This window comes from Streptococcus sp. UMB0029, assembly GCF_002871495.1.
Lineage (GTDB): Bacteria > Bacillota > Bacilli > Lactobacillales > Streptococcaceae > Streptococcus.
Window position 1 is genome coordinate 107,022 of sequence record NZ_PNGD01000002.1, and the last position, 20,261, is coordinate 127,282.

At 39.3% G+C, this 20,261-nt stretch carries 25 protein-coding genes, 1 pseudogene and 1 riboswitch; of the genes and pseudogenes, 13 read left to right on the forward strand and 13 right to left on the reverse strand.

Features of this window, described 5'->3' with window-relative positions; genetic code table 11:
* Positions 1 to 4: 4 nt before the first annotated feature.
* Positions 5 to 574 (reverse strand): MptD family putative ECF transporter S component, encoded by a 570-nt coding sequence (locus tag CJ239_RS01520; protein ID WP_102210307.1) that lies wholly within the window; start codon positions 572 to 574, stop codon positions 5 to 7.
* Positions 575 to 842: 268 nt separating this feature from the next.
* Between CJ239_RS01520 and CJ239_RS01525 the strand changes: the two are divergent.
* The 3 genes and pseudogenes from CJ239_RS01525 to nrdI all read left to right on the forward strand — a co-directional run.
* Positions 843 to 1,043: pseudogene (locus tag CJ239_RS01525) on the forward strand (helix-turn-helix domain-containing protein); the annotation flags it as partial.
* A 67-nt stretch (positions 1,044 to 1,110) separates the two neighbouring features.
* Positions 1,111 to 1,641 (forward strand): ABC transporter permease, encoded by a 531-nt coding sequence (locus tag CJ239_RS01530; protein ID WP_102210308.1) that lies wholly within the window; start codon positions 1,111 to 1,113, stop codon positions 1,639 to 1,641.
* Positions 1,642 to 1,718: 77 nt separating this feature from the next.
* Positions 1,719 to 2,183, forward strand: coding sequence for a class Ib ribonucleoside-diphosphate reductase assembly flavoprotein NrdI (gene nrdI / locus CJ239_RS01535; protein ID WP_102210309.1), 465 nt, complete (start codon positions 1,719 to 1,721; stop codon positions 2,181 to 2,183).
* 47 nt (positions 2,184 to 2,230) lie between these two features.
* On the opposite strand, the gene CJ239_RS01540 is transcribed toward nrdI, so the two are convergent.
* Together CJ239_RS01540 and CJ239_RS01545 are read right to left on the reverse strand one after the other, a co-directional pair.
* Positions 2,231 to 2,689 (reverse strand): DUF3021 domain-containing protein, encoded by a 459-nt coding sequence (locus tag CJ239_RS01540; protein ID WP_102210310.1) that lies wholly within the window; start codon positions 2,687 to 2,689, stop codon positions 2,231 to 2,233.
* Entirely contained in the window at positions 2,686 to 3,126 is a 441-nt protein-coding gene (locus CJ239_RS01545; RefSeq protein ID WP_102210311.1) for a LytTR family DNA-binding domain-containing protein, read from the reverse strand. Before CJ239_RS01545 ends, CJ239_RS01540 begins: the two co-directional genes overlap by 4 nt.
* Before the next feature lie 205 nt (positions 3,127 to 3,331).
* On the opposite strand from CJ239_RS01545, the gene mutL reads away from it, so the two are divergent.
* Entirely contained in the window at positions 3,332 to 5,281 is a 1,950-nt protein-coding gene (gene mutL, locus CJ239_RS01555) for a DNA mismatch repair endonuclease MutL (protein WP_102210312.1), read from the forward strand.
* Positions 5,282 to 5,811: 530 nt separating this feature from the next.
* Here mutL and ribE (CJ239_RS01570) read toward each other — a convergent pair.
* Genes ribE (CJ239_RS01570) through ribD form a run of 4 tightly spaced genes read right to left on the reverse strand, consistent with a single transcriptional unit; the run spans position 5,812 to position 9,225 of the window.
* Entirely contained in the window at positions 5,812 to 6,279 is a 468-nt protein-coding gene (gene ribE, locus CJ239_RS01570; RefSeq protein WP_001099498.1) for a 6,7-dimethyl-8-ribityllumazine synthase, read from the reverse strand.
* Positions 6,280 to 7,485, reverse strand: a complete 1,206-nt coding sequence (locus CJ239_RS01575; protein ID WP_102210373.1) for a bifunctional 3,4-dihydroxy-2-butanone-4-phosphate synthase/GTP cyclohydrolase II — start codon at positions 7,483 to 7,485, stop codon at positions 6,280 to 6,282.
* Positions 7,486 to 7,504: 19 nt separating this feature from the next.
* On the reverse strand, positions 7,505 to 8,140 hold the full coding sequence (ribE, locus tag CJ239_RS01580; RefSeq protein ID WP_102210314.1) for a riboflavin synthase: 636 nt from the start codon (positions 8,138 to 8,140) through the stop codon (positions 7,505 to 7,507).
* Positions 8,125 to 9,225 carry a bifunctional diaminohydroxyphosphoribosylaminopyrimidine deaminase/5-amino-6-(5-phosphoribosylamino)uracil reductase RibD gene (gene ribD, locus CJ239_RS01585; protein ID WP_102210315.1) on the reverse strand — a complete coding sequence of 367 codons (1,101 nt, stop codon included), beginning with the start codon at positions 9,223 to 9,225 and terminating at the stop codon, positions 8,125 to 8,127. Before ribD ends, ribE (CJ239_RS01580) begins: the two co-directional genes overlap by 16 nt.
* Positions 9,226 to 9,358: 133 nt before the next feature.
* Positions 9,359 to 9,473, reverse strand: a riboswitch (FMN riboswitch).
* Positions 9,474 to 9,629: 156 nt separating this feature from the next.
* Here ribD and ruvA point away from each other — a divergent pair.
* Both ruvA and CJ239_RS01595 read left to right on the forward strand, forming a co-directional pair.
* Positions 9,630 to 10,223 carry a Holliday junction branch migration protein RuvA gene (gene ruvA, locus CJ239_RS01590; RefSeq protein WP_102210316.1) on the forward strand — a complete coding sequence of 198 codons (594 nt, stop codon included), beginning with the start codon at positions 9,630 to 9,632 and terminating at the stop codon, positions 10,221 to 10,223.
* A gap of 9 nt (positions 10,224 to 10,232) precedes the next feature.
* A complete protein-coding gene (locus CJ239_RS01595; protein WP_102210317.1) occupies positions 10,233 to 10,796 on the forward strand; it encodes a DNA-3-methyladenine glycosylase I in 564 nt (187 codons plus the stop codon).
* Positions 10,797 to 10,857: 61 nt separating this feature from the next.
* Here CJ239_RS01595 and CJ239_RS01600 read toward each other — a convergent pair whose 3' ends face one another.
* The 6 genes from CJ239_RS01600 to CJ239_RS01625 all read right to left on the reverse strand — a co-directional run bounded on the left by CJ239_RS01600 (position 10,858) and on the right by CJ239_RS01625 (position 16,892).
* Positions 10,858 to 11,889, reverse strand: coding sequence for a S66 peptidase family protein (locus tag CJ239_RS01600; protein ID WP_102210318.1), 1,032 nt, complete (start codon positions 11,887 to 11,889; stop codon positions 10,858 to 10,860).
* Between the two features lie 141 nt (positions 11,890 to 12,030).
* Positions 12,031 to 12,708 (reverse strand): DUF1129 domain-containing protein, encoded by a 678-nt coding sequence (locus CJ239_RS01605; protein ID WP_102210319.1) that lies wholly within the window; start codon positions 12,706 to 12,708, stop codon positions 12,031 to 12,033.
* An 11-nt stretch (positions 12,709 to 12,719) separates the two neighbouring features.
* Positions 12,720 to 13,664, reverse strand: coding sequence for a magnesium transporter CorA family protein (locus tag CJ239_RS01610; protein WP_023945117.1), 945 nt, complete (start codon positions 13,662 to 13,664; stop codon positions 12,720 to 12,722).
* A 160-nt stretch (positions 13,665 to 13,824) separates the two neighbouring features.
* Positions 13,825 to 14,991 carry a site-specific integrase gene (locus tag CJ239_RS01615; protein ID WP_102210320.1) on the reverse strand — a complete coding sequence of 389 codons (1,167 nt, stop codon included), beginning with the start codon at positions 14,989 to 14,991 and terminating at the stop codon, positions 13,825 to 13,827.
* 165 nt (positions 14,992 to 15,156) lie between these two features.
* Complete coding sequence (gene dinD / locus CJ239_RS01620; protein WP_020902143.1) at positions 15,157 to 16,011, reverse strand: DNA damage-inducible protein D; 855 nt, start codon at positions 16,009 to 16,011, stop codon at positions 15,157 to 15,159.
* A 149-nt stretch (positions 16,012 to 16,160) separates the two neighbouring features.
* The gene (locus CJ239_RS01625; RefSeq protein ID WP_180958183.1) at positions 16,161 to 16,892 is read right to left on the reverse strand and encodes a helix-turn-helix transcriptional regulator; all 732 of its coding nucleotides are present in this window, start codon (positions 16,890 to 16,892) and stop codon (positions 16,161 to 16,163) included.
* Between the two features lie 160 nt (positions 16,893 to 17,052).
* Between CJ239_RS01625 and CJ239_RS01630 the strand changes: the two genes are divergently transcribed.
* From CJ239_RS01630 to CJ239_RS01660, 7 genes are all read left to right on the forward strand, one after another.
* Positions 17,053 to 17,250 carry a helix-turn-helix transcriptional regulator gene (locus tag CJ239_RS01630; RefSeq protein WP_084889433.1) on the forward strand — a complete coding sequence of 66 codons (198 nt, stop codon included), beginning with the start codon at positions 17,053 to 17,055 and terminating at the stop codon, positions 17,248 to 17,250.
* Between the two features lie 10 nt (positions 17,251 to 17,260).
* Positions 17,261 to 17,887, forward strand: a complete 627-nt coding sequence (locus CJ239_RS01635; protein ID WP_102210322.1) for a Rha family transcriptional regulator — start codon at positions 17,261 to 17,263, stop codon at positions 17,885 to 17,887.
* A 359-nt stretch (positions 17,888 to 18,246) separates the two neighbouring features.
* The gene (locus CJ239_RS01640; RefSeq protein WP_102210374.1) at positions 18,247 to 18,540 is read left to right on the forward strand and encodes a hypothetical protein; all 294 of its coding nucleotides are present in this window, start codon (positions 18,247 to 18,249) and stop codon (positions 18,538 to 18,540) included.
* Between the two features lie 98 nt (positions 18,541 to 18,638).
* Positions 18,639 to 18,854, forward strand: coding sequence for a hypothetical protein (locus tag CJ239_RS01645; protein ID WP_102210323.1), 216 nt, complete (start codon positions 18,639 to 18,641; stop codon positions 18,852 to 18,854).
* Positions 18,851 to 19,192 (forward strand): hypothetical protein, encoded by a 342-nt coding sequence (locus CJ239_RS01650; RefSeq protein WP_000058833.1) that lies wholly within the window; start codon positions 18,851 to 18,853, stop codon positions 19,190 to 19,192. The genes CJ239_RS01645 and CJ239_RS01650 overlap by 4 nt, the downstream gene beginning before the upstream one ends.
* Positions 19,185 to 19,466, forward strand: a complete 282-nt coding sequence (locus CJ239_RS01655; RefSeq protein ID WP_102210324.1) for a transcriptional regulator — start codon at positions 19,185 to 19,187, stop codon at positions 19,464 to 19,466. The genes CJ239_RS01650 and CJ239_RS01655 overlap by 8 nt, the downstream gene beginning before the upstream one ends.
* Positions 19,453 to 20,250, forward strand: a complete 798-nt coding sequence (locus CJ239_RS01660) for a DnaD domain protein (protein WP_102210325.1) — start codon at positions 19,453 to 19,455, stop codon at positions 20,248 to 20,250. Before CJ239_RS01655 ends, CJ239_RS01660 begins: the two co-directional genes overlap by 14 nt.
* The last annotated feature ends 11 nt before the right edge of the window (positions 20,251 to 20,261 follow it).

Consider the following 20,261-nt stretch of genomic DNA (forward strand, 5'->3'; position numbering starts at 1 on the left):
GTAATCAGATTTTCTGTGCCAATTTTTTACTTAAGGCTTGTCCAATCAAGGCACCCACTAGGGCTCCGATGACAATACTTACGATAAATAGAAGGATAGTTCCAGGATTTGGCGCGACCATGATACGGTCAATATATTCTTGTGATTTTCCTCTTGCTAGAAGGGTTGCCATATAGGCTTGGGGTGCAATCCACATAAGTAAGATTGGACCAGTTGAGCTAAAGGCGAAAATAAGGAAAGAAAGGAAATTCTTTGTTTGGTCCTTGTATTTTCCTAAATGAGCTATTCCATCTGCTAGGAGGCCACAGATAATTCCAGGAAGGAAGGCACCAGCACCGTGTTTAGTCCCCAAGAAAAAGAGGGCGATGACAAGGCCGATAGTGGTAATGGCTCCAAAGCGCGGAACTTTTGCGACCAGAATCATATAGACGCTACCGCCGATAAGGGCAGTAAAGGCAGGCGCATAAAACATGTTTCCAGTTTGGTCAAAGAGATTGCCCAAAAGGACACCAATCCCCATGCAGAGGAAGTAGAGAACTGCAAAAAGCAGTGTAGTTAAGATAGATTTTTTCATGAATTGTCTCCTGATAAATTTTTCATAATTTTTATTGTACCATGGTTTGATGGGATTGTAAATGGGGAGAAAGTGTTATTGTTTGCTTGTCATACTCTTCGAAAATCAAATTCAAACTGCGTCAATGTCGTCTTGCCGTACTCAAGTACAGCCTGCGGCTAGTTTCCTAGTTTCCTAGTTTCCTAGTTTGCTTTTTGATTTTCATTGAGTATGAAACTAAATTTTTTATAGATTTGTTAATTTTAAATCGTTTTACTGTATTGCTTAAACCAATTCGACCTTTGCTGAATTGCTCAATAAACAACGCATTAAGGCTGCCCAACAACTCTTGCTTTCGACTAGTGACAGTATCGAAGATATTTGTTATGCTGTTGGTTACAGTAACGTTGGATATTTCTATAAAGTGTTCCGAAAATTGTACGGAAAGTCTCCCAAAGCCTACCGAAAACAGGTAGAAACGATACTATAAGATTTGTATCCCTTTACAAAAAGTGCTATAATCTATAATATAAATAATAATATCAGGAGGTTCTATCATGAAAAAGAAACCGATTTATCTATGGGTCTTGTTAATCTTGTCTGCCCTTATTTCAGCTATGTCTCTGTTTGGAATTTTGAGTCCCTTGCCTAGCAAAGAAGCCTTTCGTTCCGCTCAGAAACAGGCTGCAGGGGTCAGTGCTCAGCAATTAGAAGACCAGCTTAATTACACCTATAGAGTAGCAGAAGCATCTCATTCTATTTTTAATGTTGCCTTGATTGTGCTATCTGCTATTTTAGTGGTAGTAGCCATTGTCTTCCTTATTCGTAAGAATTTGCAATATGCAAACTATACTTACGTTGGCTATGTTTTGCTAGCTATTATTGGTTCGATTTATGGCTATGTTGGTTTCCAAGACGCTTTGCAGTTAGTTCAAGATGAGACCATACGTTTGACAATGGGTATTGGTTCAAAAGCTGTTAGCATTTTCTATATCGTCATCAATGTTCTTTTCCTAGCACTAGTCTTCTATAAGATTTGGCGTCAACAAAAAGCCTTGGCTGAAGAAGAAACAGAAGAACTTGCCTAAGTATTGACAAAAAATAACTATCAAGATACAATCTTGGTAGTTATTTTTCGATTATAGATAAAATCATGGAGGTAAATATGAAGACAATTTCTTTAGTTTATATCAGTCTGAGTGGGAATACTGAGAGTTTTGTGACACGCTTGAAAGACTATCTCTTGTCCCAGTACGAGGGGATTGAGGTCCAAAAGATTCATATCAAAGATTTGGTCAAAGAAGGCCAAGATTTCTATGAGATGGACCATCCTTATGTTGTTTTTTTGCCGACCTACCTAGAAGGTGGAAATGGCGTTGATAACGGAGATGTCGAGATTTTGACGACACCAGTAGGGGATTTTATCGCCTATGGTGATAATGCTAGTAAATGTTTTGGTGTGGTTGGTTCAGGAAATCGTAACTTTAATAACCAATACTGCCTGACAGCCAAGCAATATAGTGAGCGTTTTGGATTCCCTGTATTGGCTGACTTTGAAATGCGTGGTATGCTGGGAGATATCAAACATGTCGCAGCGATTATTGCAGATTTGTATGAGTTGGAAAGTTGAGCTTAGGCTTGACTTTTTTATTATTCCAAGCAGTTTTATCAGAACTCTTACTTTCTATGCTCCAAGAGTTGATTGATATGGTCTACTTTTTTTGATGCTCTTTTATAGGAAATAGTCCAAATGATGAGGTAGACAATCGCAAACTCAATAATGAGTTGGAGATAGAAAATCCAGTGGAAGGGGAACCAACCTGCTAGGGTTGCTAATGGGATAAAGCCTACTAGCATAAGGAAGAAATGGGTCAGAGTTGCACGGAGCAAGCTCCAGTCACGGCTGAATAATCGCTTGCCAAAGTTGAAGAGAATACCGATGACTGCCCAGATCAGTGTGCAGTAGAGCAAGACCAAGGCACCGTGAACCTGATGTTGGGTCATCACTTGGCCGACGAGAGATTCAGGGCTAAGTGGAGCGTAGGTATTTGGTGCATAAATGAGTGAAAAGATGATAGAGAGGATGAGGCCGATGAGGACACCAGTAGCTGCGTCGTGGAAGATTTGTTTTTTCATAGTTCTAATTTCTCCTTGATGGTTTTTAGGTAACGGCGTGAAGAGTAGGTGAAGCTTTCGTTTTTTAGAAAGATTTCTACCAGACCGTTGGGGGTAAGCTTGAGATGAGAGATAGAGTCGATATTGACGATTTCTGATTGGGAAATTTGGATAAAATTGCTTGGCAAAAGTTCAAGGACCTGATAGAGTCGCAAATCAATGCTGTAGGTCTGACTCGCTGTTTCTGCTAGAACCTTCCGATTCTCGATATAGAAGCGTTGTATCTTACCAATCTCAACGAGATAGACCTGATTATCGATTTTCCCTTTGATTTTTTCTGTTAGATCCAGATTTTCTGCGAACTCGATGACTTTCTGGATTTTATCGGTTTCTTGAGGTGCTTGAACAATCAGCTTTTCCTCTTCGTAAGTCTCACTAATCTGTAGTTCTACTTTCATAAATTTCTCTCCTTGTTTTTCATACAAAATTGTGATCACTTCTTGTACACCTTTATTAAACACTATTTTTCAGCCCCTTGCAAGGGACTTTGTCTATGTGGAGGGATTTGGTTCCTATGTGGCGCTTGCTTTTCTGTCCTGTCTGAAATATGGTATAATAGCACTATCAATTTCTAGGAAAATAGATACAGAAAGGGGCTGGAAGATGTCTCATATTATTGAATTGCCAGAGGTGCTGGCAAACCAGATTGCAGCTGGAGAGGTTATCGAGCGTCCAGCTAGCGTTGTTAAGGAGCTGGTAGAAAATGCCATTGATGCTGCCTCTAGTCAGATTATCATTGAGATTGAGGAAGCTGGTCTCAAGAAGATTCAAATCACAGATAATGGTCATGGAATTGCCCACGATGAGGTGGAATTGGCCCTGCGTCGTCATGCGACCAGTAAGATAAAAAATCAAGCAGACCTCTTTCGGATTCGGACGCTTGGTTTTCGTGGTGAAGCCTTGCCTTCTATCGCGTCTGTCAGTGTACTGACTCTGTTGACGGCGGTGGATGGTGCAAGTCACGGGACCAAGCTGGTCGCGCGTGGGGGAGAAGTAGAAGAAATCATCCCAGCGACCAGTCCAGTGGGAACCAAGGTTTGTGTGGAGGACCTCTTTTTCAACACGCCTGCCCGCCTTAAGTATATGAAGAGTCAGCAAGCGGAGCTGTCTCATATCATTGATATTGTCAACCGTCTGGGCTTGGCCCATCCTGAGATTTCTTTCAGCTTGATTAGTGATGGTAAGGAAATGACGCGGACAGCTGGTACTGGCCAACTGCGCCAAGCTATCGCAGGGATTTACGGTTTGGCGAGTGCTAAGAAGATGATTGAAATTGAGAATTCTGACCTAGATTTCGAAATTTCAGGTTTTGTGTCCTTGCCTGAGTTAACTCGGGCCAATCGCAATTATATCAGTCTCTTCATCAATGGCCGTTATATCAAGAACTTTTTACTCAATCGTGCTATTTTAGATGGTTACGGAAGTAAGCTCATGGTAGGCCGTTTTCCACTGGCTGTCATTCACATCCATATCGACCCTTATCTAGCGGATGTCAATGTGCATCCAACCAAGCAAGAGGTGCGGATTTCCAAAGAAAAAGAACTGATGGCCTTGGTCTCAGAAGCTATTGCAAATAGTCTCAAGGAGCAAACTTTGATTCCTGATGCCTTGGAAAATCTTGCCAAATCGACTGTACGCAATCGTCAAAAGGTGGAGCAGACCATTCTCCCACTCAAAGAAAATACTCTCTACTATGAAAAAACAGAGCCGATAAGACCTAGTCAAGCTGAGGTGGCTGATTATCAGGTAGAATTGACTGATGAAGGACAGGATTTGACTTTATTTGCCAAAGAAACCTTGGACCAATTGACCAAGCCAGCAAAACTGCATTTTGCAGAGAGAAAGCCTGCTAATTATGACCAACTAGACCATCCAGAGTTAGACCTTGCGAGTCTTGATAAGGCCTATGATAAGCTGGAGCGAGAAGAATCATCAAGCTTCCCAGAGTTGGAATTTTTCGGGCAAATGCATGGAACCTATCTCTTTGCCCAAGGGCGAGATGGGCTCTACATCATAGACCAGCACGCAGCTCAGGAACGAGTCAAGTACGAGGAGTACCGTGAAAGCATTGGCAATGTTGACCAAAGTCAACAGCAACTCCTAGTACCCTATATCTTTGAATTTCCAGCGGATGATGCCCTGCGTCTCAAGGAAAGAATGGCACTTTTGGAGGAAGTGGGTGTCTTTCTAGCAGAGTACGGGGAAAATCAATTCATCCTACGTGAACATCCTATTTGGATGGCAGAGGAAGAAATCGAGTCAGGCATCTATGAAATGTGCGATATGTTGCTCTTGACCAAGGAAGTTTCTATCAAGAAATACCGAGCAGAGTTGGCTATTATGATGTCCTGCAAACGGTCTATCAAGGCCAACCATCGTATCGATGATCATTCAGCTAGACAGCTCCTTTATCAGCTCTCTCAATGTGATAATCCCTATAATTGTCCCCATGGACGTCCTGTTTTGGTGCATTTTACAAAGTCGGATATGGAAAAGATGTTCCGACGCATTCAGGAAAATCACACTAGTCTTCGTGAATTAGGGAAATATTAATACTCTTTGAAAATCTCTTCAAACCACGTCAGCGTCCCCTTACCGTACTCAAGTACAGCTTGCTGCTAGCTTCCTAGTTTGATTTTTGATTTTCATTGAGTATAAAAGTACAAAAAGTCTGGGAAAAATTTTCAAAATCAGAAAAACGCATAAAATCAGGTGTTCAAAAACCTTGATTCTATGCGTTTTATCATGGAAATATTTGCTTTTTTCCGAATACTCGTCGAAAATCTATTTAATACTCTTCGAAAATCAAATTCAAACCACGTTAACGTCGCCTTGCCGTACTTAAGTACAGCCTGCGGCTAGTTTCCTAGTTTGCTCTTTGATTTTCATTGGGTATAAACCACGTCAGTTTTATATGTAATCTCAAAACAGTGTTTTGAGCTAATTTTGCCAGTTTTGTTTGTAACATCAAAGCTGTGTTTTACCAATCTGCGACTGGCTTCCTAGTTTGCCCTATGATTTTCATAGAGTATTAAATTGCGATTTTGCCAAGTTTCTTTATTCGTCTAAAAGTAGAGTCTGTTCTAAGCGTCTAATGTACGGATTAGGTTGACCATTTCAATAGCTCCTTGTGCACACTCAGAACCCTTATTTCCTGCTTTAGTGCCAGCTCGTTCTATGGCTTGTTCAATTGTATCTGTCGTTAGCACACCAAACATAACTGGGATTTCGCTATTTAAACTGATTTGGGCGATTCCCTTAGATACCTCGCTACATACATAATCATAATGACTTGTACTACCTCTAATGACAGCTCCCAAGCAGATAATTGCATCATATTTTTTACTTTTTGCCATTTTTGATGCAATCAGTGGTATTTCAAAAGCTCCTGGAACCCAGGCTACCTCGATATCTTTCTCGTTTACATTCTCTCTTTTGAGATTATCAAGTGCTCCAGATAATAATTTTGACGTTATAAATTCATTAAATCTCGCTACAACAATACCTATTTTAATATCATTCGCTACTAAATTACCTTCATAAGTGTTCATTTATTTTTCCTCCATATTTAAAATGTGACCCATTCGATTTTTCTTTGTTTCTAAATAAAAACTATCGTAAGGATTGGCTTCTATTTCGATTGGTATTCTACTGGAAATGGTAATTCCATATTTTTCTAACTGTTTAACCTTGTCAGGATTATTTGTCAGTAAATGTAGTGACTGTAGTCCCAGGTCTTTAAGCATTTGTGCTCCAATGTGATATTCTCTTAAATCACCTTCAAAGCCTAATGCAAGATTGGCATCAAGCGTATCCATTCCTTGATCTTGTAAATGATAGGCTTTTAATTTATTGATAAGTCCAATTCCTCGTCCCTCCTGTCGCAAGTAAAGTAAGACACCCGAACCATTCTCAGCAATCATTTTCATAGCTTTATCGAATTGCTGTCCACAATCGCACCGTAAAGAGCCTAAAACATCTCCTGTTAAACATTCAGAGTGGACCCGACATAATACATTGGCTTCATCCTCTATATTTCCCATAATAAGAGCAAGATGATGTTCCCCATTTAGTTTATCTATATAGCTAATTGCTTTAAAATTACCGTATCTAGTAGGCATATTGACAGTTGAAACTCGTTCTACCAGCTGATCATATACTTTTCTATATTCTTGTAATTCTTTGATGGTGATTAGTGGAATGTTGTGTTTCTTCGAGAACTGAATTAAATCATCTGTTCTCATCATTTTGCCATCATGATTCATTATTTCACAACATAGGCCACACTCTTTTAGTCCTGCTAATTTTAATAGATCAACAGTTGCTTCTGTGTGTCCATTTCTTTCTAGAACACCACCGTTTTTCGCAATTAAAGGAAACATATGTCCTGGCCTGCGAAAATCAGAGGGTCTTATATCTTCAGCTACACACATACGTGCGGTCAGTCCTCTTTCCTCGGCAGAAATACCTGTGGTCGTTTCTTTATAATCAATTGAAACTGTAAAAGCAGTCTTATGATTATCTGTATTGTTTTCAACCATAGGTGAAAGCATTAATTGATTAGCTAAACGTTCGCTCATAGGCATACAAATTAATCCTTTGGCATAAGTAGCCATGAAATTAACATTTTCAGTTGTAGCTGCTTGTGCAGAACAAATTAAGTCTCCTTCGTTTTCTCTATCCTTGTCGTCTATAACAAGAACAAGTCGTCCCTTCTGCAATGCTTCTAATGCTTCTTGTATTTTTCGATATTCCATTGACTGATCATCCTTTCTGCTAAAATCCATTTTGATATAATAGTTCCTTAGATATTTCTGATTTTGGAGAATTATCCATCAGTTTTTGCACATATTTACCTAAGATATCATTTTCAAGATTTACTGTACTCCCGACTTGTTTACTCTTAAGAATGGTTTGTTCCAAGGTATGAGGGATAACAGATACTGAAAAGTTTAGTTTGGAGACTTTAGCGACAGTCAGACTAATGCCGTCAATTGTAATAGATCCTTTTTCAACTATTAAATCTAAAATTTCTTTTTGTGTGTTGATTTGATACCATACAGCATTATCATCTTTTTTTATTGACGAGATTTTTCCTGTACCATCAATGTGTCCTGTAACGACGTGACCTCCAAGTCGACCGTTGACAGATAAGGCTCTTTCTAGATTTACCTCACTTCCATGTTTTAATAGAGTAAGAGCTGTTCGACTCCATGTTTCATTCATTACATCAACTGTAAAGGCTTGATGATTGAAATGAGTAACTGTAAGACAGATACCATTTACTGCTATACTATCGCCTAAATGGATATCCGTTAATATTTTTGAGGCTTTAATCGATAGTTTACAATTACGAGAATTTTTCTCTATTCTTTCAACTTTTCCGATTTCTTCAATTATTCCTGTGAACATGGGTAAATCACTTCACTTTCTATGAGATAGTCATTTCCTATTTGAGAAAAAGCATAAGGTTTCAGCATAATAGCGTCATTGGGTAAGGAAACACCTTCACCTCCGACAGGAAACTTGGCACTGCCTCCAAAAATTTTTGGTGCAATGTATATTTTTAGCTCATCAATAATTTGTTGTTCCAAAGCACTCCAATTCATTAGACTGCCCCCTTCTAGAAGTAGGCTATCAATCTGCATGTTTCCTAGATGTTGCATTAAACTCGATAAGTCTATATGATTGCCTTTTTTCTTTATTGAAAGTATTTCACAGCCATGATTTTGATATAGCTTCATTTTATTTTTGTCTTCAGAGGAAGTAGCAATATAAGTTTTAATATCATTTGCTGTTTTTACGATTTTAGAGGTAAGAGGAGTTCGTAAATGTGTATCGCATATGATGCGGACAGGATTTTTCCCTTCCTCCAATCTACATGTCAGCAAAGGATCGTCTTGAATAACAGTATTGACTCCTACCATAATCGCACTAACATGGTGTCGTAACTGATGCACATGCTTTCTTGCCTCTTCTCCAGTAATCCATTTGGATTGATTTGTTTTAGTGGCTATTTTTCCATCCATTGTCATTGCATATTTCATAAAAACATAGGGGACATGCTGGGTAATGTACTTTCTAAAACTTTTTATTAAGTTAAGACACTCATTTTCTAAAACTCCAACAGTAACTTGAAGATTATTTTCCTCAAGTATCTTTACTCCTTTTCCAGATACAATAGGGTTACAGTCTAGGCTTCCAATGACTACTCTTGTAATACCACTATCGATTATAGCATCTATACAAGGAGGTGTTTTCCCAAAGTGACAACAGGGTTCAAGTGTTACATAAAGCGTTGCTCCGACAGGGGATTCTCTACAGTTTTTAAGAGCATTTCTCTCAGCATGTGGGCCGCCAAAAAACTCATGATATCCTTGTCCGATAATGTGATTATCTTTTACAATAACTGCGCCGACCATAGGATTGGGATTGACGTAACCAGCCCCTTTTTGTGCCAGTTTTATTGCTAATTTCATATATTCTGAGTCGCTCATCTCACTACCTCCAAAAAAATATACCTTGAATAGAGGACTATTCAAGGCATACAAAAGAAAACTTATGCGATTAACAAAAATGCTCTGAAATGACAGGAAATCATTTCAGAGCACGCGAAAAGCACAAATATACTTTCATCTTCTTTCATCCAGACTATACTGTCGGCTTTGGAATTTCACCAAATCATGCCTTTCGGCTCGTGGGCTATACCACCGGTAGGGAATTGCACCCTGCCCTGAAGATAGTTATTCAATTACAAATGATTATAGTACTTAATTTTGAATATGTCAACAGATAAATACAGATTATTTTTGATATACTGTGTTTGTGATAATCGATTCTCGCTCCTAAGCTAAAGAAAATATGATATACTAGATAAACGAAATAAGAGAAAAGGAAAACTATGTACGAATATTTAAAAGGAATCATTACCAAAATCACTGCTAAATACATTGTTCTTGAAGTCAACGGTATCGGTTATATCCTGCATGTAGCCAATCCCTATGCCTACTCAGGACAGGTCAATCAAGAAGCTCAGATTTATGTTCATCAGGTTGTGCGTGAGGATGCTCAGCTGCTTTATGGATTTCGCTCAGAAGACGAGAAGAAGCTCTTTCTCAGTCTGATTTCGGTCTCTGGGATTGGTCCTGTATCAGCTCTTGCTATTATCGCTGCCGATGACAATTCTGGCTTGGTTCAAGCCATCGAAACCAAGAACATTACCTACTTAACCAAGTTTCCTAAAATTGGCAAGAAAACAGCCCAGCAGATGGTGTTGGACTTGGAAGGCAAGGTAGTAGTTGCAGGAGATAATCTTCCTGCCAAGGTGGCAGTGCAAGCTAGCGCTGAAAACCAAGAACTGGAAGAAGCCATGGAAGCCATGTTGGCTCTGGGCTACAAGGCAACCGAGCTCAAGAAAATCAAGAAATTCTTTGAAGGAACGACAGATACAGCTGAGAACTATATCAAGTCGGCCCTTAAAATGTTGGTCAAATAGGAGCAGAACATGACAAAACGTTGTTCGTGGGTCAAGATGACCAATCCGCTCTATATAGCCTATCATGATGAGGAGTGGGGGCAGCCCCTCCATGATGACCAAGCATTGTTTGAGTTGTTGTGTATGGAAACCTATCAGGCAGGCTTGTCTTGGGAAACGGTACTAAACAAACGCCAGGCTTTCCGAGAAGCCTTTCATGGCTATCAAATTCAAGCAGTCGCAGAGATGACCGACACCGAATTGGAAAACTTGCTGGAGAATCCAGCCATTATCCGAAATAGAGCCAAGATTTTTGCTACACGCGCTAACGCCCAAGCATTTTTACGACTACAGGAAGAATATGGCTCTTTTGATGCCTATCTTTGGTCTTTTGTTGAGGGGAAAACGATCGTTAACGATGTTCCTGATTACCGCCAAGCCCCAGCTAAAACACCCTTGTCAGAGAAATTAGCCAAAGATCTTAAAAAACGAGGCTTCAAGTTCACAGGACCAGTCGCTGTCTTGTCTTTTCTACAGGCTGCAGGTCTGGTTGATGACCATGAGAATGATTGTGAGTGGAAAAACAGCAATTAGTGGGTGTAGGTAACTAGAATATCTGAGAATATAGAAAAAAGCTGAGAAATTCTTCCCAGCTTTATTTGGTATAGTCAAATCGGATGACTTGCTCCTGTGCATCTACATAGGCGTGAACGCCAAAGGGAACAATGGCTCTTGGAGTTGCGTGGCCGACATTCAGATTATAGACAATCGGGATATTGCTGTCAATAATATCCAATAGTGCCTCTTTATAGTCGTCATAGAAAGTTTCATCCATAGGTTTTCCGACCAAGAGTCCACTGATGACCTCGAAAATGCCAGTATCTTTTAAAGTTCGCAACATCTTTTTAAAGTCTTCTGGATCAGGCTTTTCTTCGCTTGTTTCTAGCAAGAGAATTTTTCCTTCCCGTTTTGACAAGTCAGGGAAAAGTTTGTACTTTTGGCAGAGCTCCGTGCTGTCTGCGTATCGAGAGTTGTCAAAGATATCGTAGAGGGATTCGAGACAACCACCGAGGATTTCTCCCTCGAACTGGGCATTTCCTTGCAACAAGTCAAAACCGGTATTTGCATGACTGATACGAGCTGTTCCCAGGGCCTTGGGACTAAAGTCAGTCCGTTCCTCATACCAAACGTCGCTAGGGCGGATTTCTGAGATTCTTCCCGTCTCAATCAATTCTTTAAAGTAGTGGAGACTATAGGGCAACATCTCCTTGTTCAATTCACAAATATCTGCTAAAAAGGATTGACCATAAAAAGTTTTAACACCTAGTTTATGCAACATGAGATGGTTCATGGTTGTATCTGAGAAGCCAAGAAAAATCTTTTGTTTGATAACTTTTTCTAGTTGGTCATTTTCAAAAAGGTAGGGCAACAAACGATAGGTATCGTCTCCACCGATGGCACATAGGATCATGTCAATGCTATCATCAGAAAAGGCCTGCATCAAATCTTCCGCACGCGCTTCAGGATGGTCCTTGATAAAGTCTAATCCTTTTAACGAATGGGGCAAAAAGATGGGATTGAGTCCCAGGTCCTTGAGACGTTGGACACCCAAGTCCACTTCGTGTTTGACAAAGTCCTCTCCGATAATGCCACTAGATAAACTAACAATACCAATAGTAGAAATCATATTTTACCCTCCTAGAAATAGATTGAGCCTATTTTATCACAAAAGATTAGATAGAGCTATGTGGGATGTCAGAAGAATACTTTAAAATCAAGAAAGTAAGTGAAAAAGCAACCGCACCTGCAGTTGCTTTTATCATTCTTCTTAATAGCGTGTTGGTCCTGCACTTGCGCTGCGGATATTCAAGCGTTTCTTGAGATAGAAGCGAAGGGCTAGGAGGGCTGCTCCGATAATAGCTAGTGGCAATGGAGCAAGCACTGGGTTAAGGCTAGCTGGTAGGAAGCTTGTTGCAAAGAAGACAAGCAACCAAAGGAACATAGAAGCTAGGATAACTAGTACAGATTTCCAGAAAGGTGGGCGTTGACTGCGATCCATGTCTGGTCCATAATACTGGTAAACAAAGTAGTACATCAAGTAGAAGGCAAATCCTCCAACCAGTCCAACTAATAGGAGAGTGACAAATCCATAGCCGAAAGCTTGATCTGCCGCAAAGAAAGTTGTGAGGGCGCTGACGAGGGCAAAGAGGCTAGTGATGAAAAGAGCTGAATCCATAATCATGAGTTTTGGATCATCATTTTCTTTTGGATGCTCTTTTTCATATTGTTCCTTGACAGTGAAATTATGAGCCCAATGGGTCGGTGCACCATAGAGGGAACGAGCAGTTGTACCTTTGGCTTGCTCTTCAAGGATTTGGGGAATAACTTCCTCAAAAATAGTCTTGATTTCAGCGTCTGTTTTCCCATCTTTGATGAATTGTTGGGTAGCGATGTGGATAAACTCTTGGTTTTTCTTAGTTAATTTTTGTAGATCAATCTGAGACATAGGAACTCCTCTTAGAACCATTTTTTATGGATGAGATAGAGAGTGAGCGAGACACTCATAGCAAAGGCAATAAAGACGATTAACCAGAAAGCATTTGGCTCGCCGTTTAGGGGGATTTCATTATCCTTAAAGTTCATCCCGTAGGCAGAGAAGACCATGGTTGGGATGGACATGACGATGGTCACAAGGGCTAAGGTTTTCATGATGTTGTTCTGGTTGTTGGAAATGATAGAGGCAAAGGTCTCTGTCATAGAGTGTAAGACATTTCCATAGATATCTGCCATCTCGATGGCCTGTTGGGTTTCAATCAGGGTGTCTTCAAGCAGGTCTTCGTCCTCAAGGTATTTCTTGATGTTGCTGGTTGAGCTGGTCAATTTCTTAATCACGCGCTCATTTGTTTTGAGGGAAGCCTTGAAATAGACGATGGTTTTTTCCAATTCCATGAGCTCAATCAATTCTTCATTACGAGTTGATTGATGCAGTTGACTTTCGATTTGCTCACTCTTACGGTCGATTGAACGAAGGGCTGTTAGGTAAAGCTCTGCATTGCGATAGAGAATCTGGAAGATGAAACGCGAACGCATGAAGGTGTAGAAATTACGCAATCGACGGTTGATAAAGACATCGAGGACTGGTAATGGTTCCAAACACGTAGTGATAATGGTTTCCTCGGTGATGATAATACCAAGCGGGATGGTTACGTAGTAGGTGCGGTTATTTCTTTCCTCTGTGACCGGTACGTCTACGATAATCAGGGTATACTCGTCTTCAATGGTAATACGAGACATTTCTTCCGCATCGAGCGGTGCTCGAAGATCGGCAATATCGATATCGAAGGCGTTGGCGATTTCGAGTGATTCATGTTGAGTTGGATTGACGAGATTGATCCAAGTACCCGGTTCAAGTGTATCGATCTCTTTAAATTCAGTTGTTGTAGAGAGAAAAACTTGTTTCATATCCCTTATCCTTCCTCATTTTTCAGATTTTTTCACACCGTACTATTATACTACAAAATCGGCCTTTTTCAAAATAAATCTAACAAAAATCCTGTTGCTATTGGATTTTTACTTTGTCTTGAAACGTTGATTTTTGAATTTGCTCCCCTTTTTGCTCCCCCTATAGTGCTTTTAGTGCAGTTTCGTAGAATGATACTGCTTTTTTTGCGTTCTCTTTTGAGAGGTGACTATATATATCCATGGTCATTGATAAAGTGGAATGACCTAGGCGGTACTGGAGTTCCTTGTATGGTATTCCAGAGTTAAGCAAGAGACTAGCGTGAGTGTGACGGAATCCGTGAAAGCCAATGTTAGGAACGTCAGCACGCTTAAAATGTGTTTGCAATCTTCTTTTAAGTCTTGAACTGCTAGGATACTCATGAATGAAATCAGAAAATACCACGCTTTCACGTTGCCCTATCTTCCAAGCCTCTTTAGTTTGGCGTAGTTTGTACTGCTTTAGCATGCTAACAGTCGCTTGATCTATATCTATATCCCGATAACTAGCCTTAGATTTTGGGCTATTGATTTCTAAATCCCGATTTAGTGTTTTGGTGATGTGTACAACGGCACCGTCTAAGTCAATATCAGACCAGCTAAGCGCTAGAGCCTCATTGATACGGCAACCAGTAGCCAATAGGAACTTATAGAGCGTTGTCTCATAGTAGTAACGATATCTATCGCTATCTAAATTATCGAGATAACCAAGAAACTTTTTTAGTTCTTGATTTTCAAAGTGCTTTACTTTTTTCCGCTTTGCTTTCTGAGTGTTACGAGGTAAAACCACATCACGCGCAGGATTGGACGGTATAGCCTGCATGGTTACGCCATACTGTAAGATACGTTTGTTTAAAGCGTGTATCTTGTCATAATGTAGAAAAGCCCCTTTTTCCCCTCTATTAGTCTTGTCAGCAAGTTTGTTGATAATTGACTGGATAAGTGGAGTAGTGAGCTTATCGAGCTTGTAAGCCCCGAAAATGGGCAGTATATGATTATCGATTAGCTTTCTAACATTGCCTTGAGTGTTTGGCTTAACCGTATTCTTATAACTTTCTAACCAGAGATTGGCTAATTCTTGATAGTTTTTTATGGTGCTAGCCTTTTGTCTAGTAGATCCTGCTTTTTGAAAAGCTATTTTTTCTTGATTGGCTTTCTGTTTTACTTCCTTTTGTGTTCGCCCCGTTACCTTGGTTTTTACTTTCTTTCCTGTTACCTGGTCAACTCCTAGATATACATTAGCACGATAGACTTTACTACCGTCTTTTTTTATAACTTCAGTTATTTTCATGATGATAAACCTTTCTAAAATACATCAGCAGGCAAGCTATTATCAAAAAGGTTTTATATCATGCTAGGGCTTCATAGTTTGCCCTGTATTCGATTTTAAAGAGTCAGATGGCAAATAATACCAGAATAAAAAACAAGGCGGATACGGGGCTAATATTGCCCACTATTACATATCATCAAAGAGCGAAAGTTGGTTATTATCGGCTTGTTTTTCAAGTTCTTTCTGTTTATTTTTTAACTCTTGTATACTTTCACGAGGAGTAGGGAGATTCTCCGGCATGGTTGTTCCAAGTTCTTTCATGGTATTTCTAATGGTTCGCCCTACGTTGAAATGGGTATCATTTGCGAGATCTTCGCCTTTTATGTTTCTACGTCGTAGAACTTCGTCGGTCTGAGTGGCACGGAATAAATTAGCAGCTAATTCAGCACTCCCCATAAAATCCAGAATATGCTCCCCTTCGTTTAGTTCTTTGAGGTTATGAATATCCTGCATAGTTAACCCACCATATAACCCCTTGTATCCTGAGTTGTGAAATCTTCCAAAGTTTTTAACGCCAGCATTGCCAGCAGATTCAGATAATGATTTATTGTGATGTTTTATTTCATCACGGATAGCAAGGCGTTTCTGTTCTTCGGTAAGATTGTCAAAGTTTTCTTGTAGCTCTTGTTGACGAGTTTTCAACGCGAAATAGGTTTGGCCAAGTGCTATAACTTCTTTTCGTGGGTCACCATTTTGGACAATAAGGTAACAAGCGTAACGAGTAAGTTTAAAATCTTTGATATCTCTTGTTGTATTATAACCGTTTGAAATTGACTTGTTGACGTCAACAAAATGCTCTACAATGGGGTTTTTGGCGGTATCACAAGCTATCTTTGCCTTATCAATTACTAGAAGAAAGTTCCTCCATTCTGTATACTCAAGGGTCTTTTGTAAGTCCCGAGCGTACCAAAATTCTACTCCATTTTCGTCTATGTGTTTGATATTTTCAAAAGTTAATTCATCGTACTGTTGGAGTTCCATAATAAAGTATCCTTTCTAAAACATTGTAAGTGGTTGACATTTGTTGACATCAACAAAATTAGTAGATATGGGGCTTATGTTGGGTTGAAGCACGAGCGAACTCCGAGAAAGCACGCGCTTCAGGATTGTTGAACATTGTGGCGCGTGGGTTAGTCTTTCTTTTCAATATCAATCATTACTTGAATATCTTCATCATTCACTTTGTAATCCTGAGTACCTTCACCAATCCACCAATTTAATGATTTTAAAAATCCATATTCTTCTTTACTAACTTTTCCATATTGATTTTCGAACCAATCGAAATAATTGGATTGAATTTTTGAAATTATTTCACGCTTAATTATTTTAAATAATTCGCCCTTATCATATGGTGCAATGTATTTTTTTAGAAAGCCTATACTATCATCATCAATATCTATGCTAACAGTAAATGAATTATAATCCAAATCATAAAAGTAAGCTGAAATATACCAGATACTAAAATTATCTCCCATTGGGGTATTCATAAAATTAACTTCTAACCCAAAATCACAACTAACTTCAATATCTATATTATCTGCTTGATGCTGATAAAAATCCAAACTCTCTATTTGAGAACTGTTAGGCTTTTCATCTAATTCAAATGATTTTAGAGAAACTTTTATATCTTTATTATCGTATATACTTTCTACTTCGTAATCATAGGGTAAAAAGTCAAAAAAATCCTTTGGTTCTATTTTTAGCGCCAAACAAATTTTATTTAATGTTATGTAATCTATTTTTGTACTGCTGTTATTAACAATTTTAGACAAGGCTGCTGGAGTTATTCCAGTTTTAACTGATAGCCATGCAGCTGTTTTTTCTTTTGTCTTCAAGATATTTGCTAAATTATTTTTTATCACAACTATCCCTCCTTAGATACATTTTACAATTATCTTCTGAAATACACAATAAAAAATTATCGCAAAGAATAATTTTTTTGTTGACAATTTATTTTTTATTGGTTATTATTATTCTATGCGATAATTATTGCATAGAATAATAACGAGAGGGGTTGACGATATGAACAATAATTTTCGTGTCATATTAGCAAAACAACGTAAAAAAGTTAGTGACGTTCACAAGGCAACAGGCATATCAAAAAGCGCACTCATATCACTATACTATGAACGCACAAAGCGCCCAGATATTGAAACCTTGCAAAAGGTAGCCGAGTATCTAGGCGTTACCATTGACGAACTACTTACCGTTGAAGATTAGGAGGGACACCATGAACATTGTTTACATGGACGGTAAAAAAGAGCCGTATACTACGAGTGCAATCATAGCTGAATGTGCTGAAGTTAAGCACAGACATTTGAAGATTTTACTGAATAAGCACCGAGAGGACTTTGAGAGTTTTGGAAAGGTGCAATTTAAAATTTCACCTTCAGAGAGTGGGCAAAATGTACGGGACTATATTTTAAATGAACAACAAGCAACATTGCTGATCACTTACTTACGAAATACAGAACCCGTAAAAGAGTTTAAGAAGAACCTAGTCAAAGCCTTCTTTGAAATGCGTGATGAACTTTCTAAGTTCCGTATGCAGAGGGCGCTAGAAAAGCCAAAAAGAAAAACCTTGCATGACAGTATTGAGACATGGACTAATGCACCCAAGCACCCGCATAGCACCATGAACAACCTGCTACTGAAAGCAGTAACCGACAGGAACGCGAAGCAGTTAAGGGAAGAACGTGGGGGCTATAATGGAATCGATAGCTTGACCAGTGACGAGCTGGAGCAATACCAGGCATTTGAGGATATGGTAATAGCCATGATTGGCTTGAATATGAGTTATCAGGAAATCAAAGCTATGGCATTCAGAAATAAAAAAACACGCCAAAGAAGCGCGTGAGAGCAACAAAAAAAGGCTTAGCAATAACCACACCGCAGAGCCTTTCACACTAACACTAAAACGAATTTAACAAAGCAGGCAAGCTATTATCAAAGAGGTTTTAGTAAAGATTTATACCTAGATTATATCATATTTAGGGCAATTTGACCATACGGAGAGCGCCAACTCTTAAAACTGGTACTTTCTCACGCTTTCAATTTGGCGAGTCTGAGCGTGAGGATATCCTGTATAAGAAACAACTCAAAAAGCCCCACGCTCAGAAGTTTGGCGACCGAGAGCGTGAGGAACTTCAGTACAAGAAAAAAGCATTAAAAAGCCATCAGGGCAAGTATAAAAAGATAGAAAAAGAGGTAAAAAACATGACAACAAAAAAAGCAACATCAAGCCAACAAGTTCTATTATCGGCTAAGAAACTAGCAGAATTAGGGAACGAATTAACCGACATCATGAATATTTTAGAAATGAATAACCTAGCTCTTGAAGGGCTTGAGTTTGCACTACAGAAAGATACAACCACGTTCTTATGGCTTGCTAAAAAATACGCTAATACAGCATACGCCCAGAATGAAAAGCTATACGATCGTCTAAATGAAATAGCCTTTTTGCTTTTGAACAATGACAACGCTAAAGAGCTGGAGGCATACCATGACTAAAGATATTAAAGAAATGGCACAAGCCGAAGACGGCTTGCTGAATATGGAACAACCTAAACAAGCGGAATATATTAAGAATTATCAAGCGAGGGCATAACATGAACGAACTAGATTTAACCAACACACAGGCACTTATCTTTTCCGTGGTACTGATTGGACTACTGCTTTATTTAAACCACCTAGACCGCAAAAAAAGCGCCCAATTTGAGCGAGAAAACCAACAGACGATAGAAACACCTAGCGAGGATTTAAACCCTGATTATGGGCGATATATCCAGCTTGCAGGGGTAAGAGTTTACGGAGGCACTGAATGAGTCTATCAGAGAATGACAAACGAGTATTAAGACTAATCAAGGTAGGGGCTGAAAACTCCATAACAGGGGCAGAAATCAGCCTGATCACTAAGCTAGCAGAAAGAACCGTGCAAGATATTATCAGCCGTCTAATCACGCGCCATAGCGTTCCTATTGTTGGGGTTCGCCATGGGACATTTAGAGGATATTTTATCCCTGCTAACAAAGAGGAGCTACTGGACGGTGCAAAAACATTTTACAATCAGATACGAGAAGAAGAAAAGCGCCTAGCGGTGTTGATGAACAGCGACCTAGAAAGCTACAAAGAAACCTTGAAGGAGGTGGGCGGATATGTTTAGCCTAAGCCGAGAAAGCGAGCAAGACCTAGCGCATGGTATTCTGGAGGTAGTGGAAAGATACCTGGAAGCGCGTGATACAGTCAAACCACGACTGACAGGCTTAATATCAGCCCAGGAAGTCATGGACGAGTTAGATATAAAATACATGACACTCCAAAAGTGGGAAAAAGCAGGGCTAAGACGGTATCAGCCACCACTAGAAGATACTAGGAAAATCTATTACAAAGTTACGGACATCTGGAAGTTTCTGGGGGTGGAGAATGGCAAAAACTAAAATATATTTTTGGCTAAAAATTGATAAGAAATTTTTTGATAATATTTTTATCAAGAGACTAAAAACGGTACCTGGTGGGTACACTATGACGGTGATTTATATTAGGCTCATGCTAGAGAGCTTAGAAAGTGACTGTATTTTATACTATGAGGGTTACTTTGACAATCTCAAGGAAGAGTTAGCCCTAAAATTAGACGTATCGGAAGATGATATAGATATGACCATGGCATACTTTACTAAGTGTGGTCTAATACAAGTTGATGAAGATAAAAACGCAGAACTACCGCAGGCAAAAGCCTTGGTACAGCAGGAAACCAACCAAGCAGCATACATGCGAGAATATCGGAAACAGCAACGAGAACAAAAGGAAAATCTTACAATGTCATCTGACAATCTTACATTGTTAACTACATGTAAGACAGAGATAGAGAAAGAGATAGAGAAAGAGTTAGAAGAAGAGATAGAGAAAAAAACTTCTTCTGCTCCTACTGCTGAAATCTCTAACTATTACCAAAAGCGTATAGGGGTTATGGATGGGCAACAATATCAAATACTGACTGACTACCTCACTCTTGACGGTATGGAGCTAGAGGTTATCAAGATTGCTATAGACAAGGCTGCAGATAACGGCAAGCGATCTTTTAGCTATATCAATTCAATACTCAAGAACTGGCGACAGAATGGTATTAGAACCATGGTACAAGTCGAAGATGAACAGAGACTGTTTCAGCAAAAGAAACAAGGTCAGTCTGACGATGATATTCAAGACCCGTTTATCTACTGACGGAGAGGAGA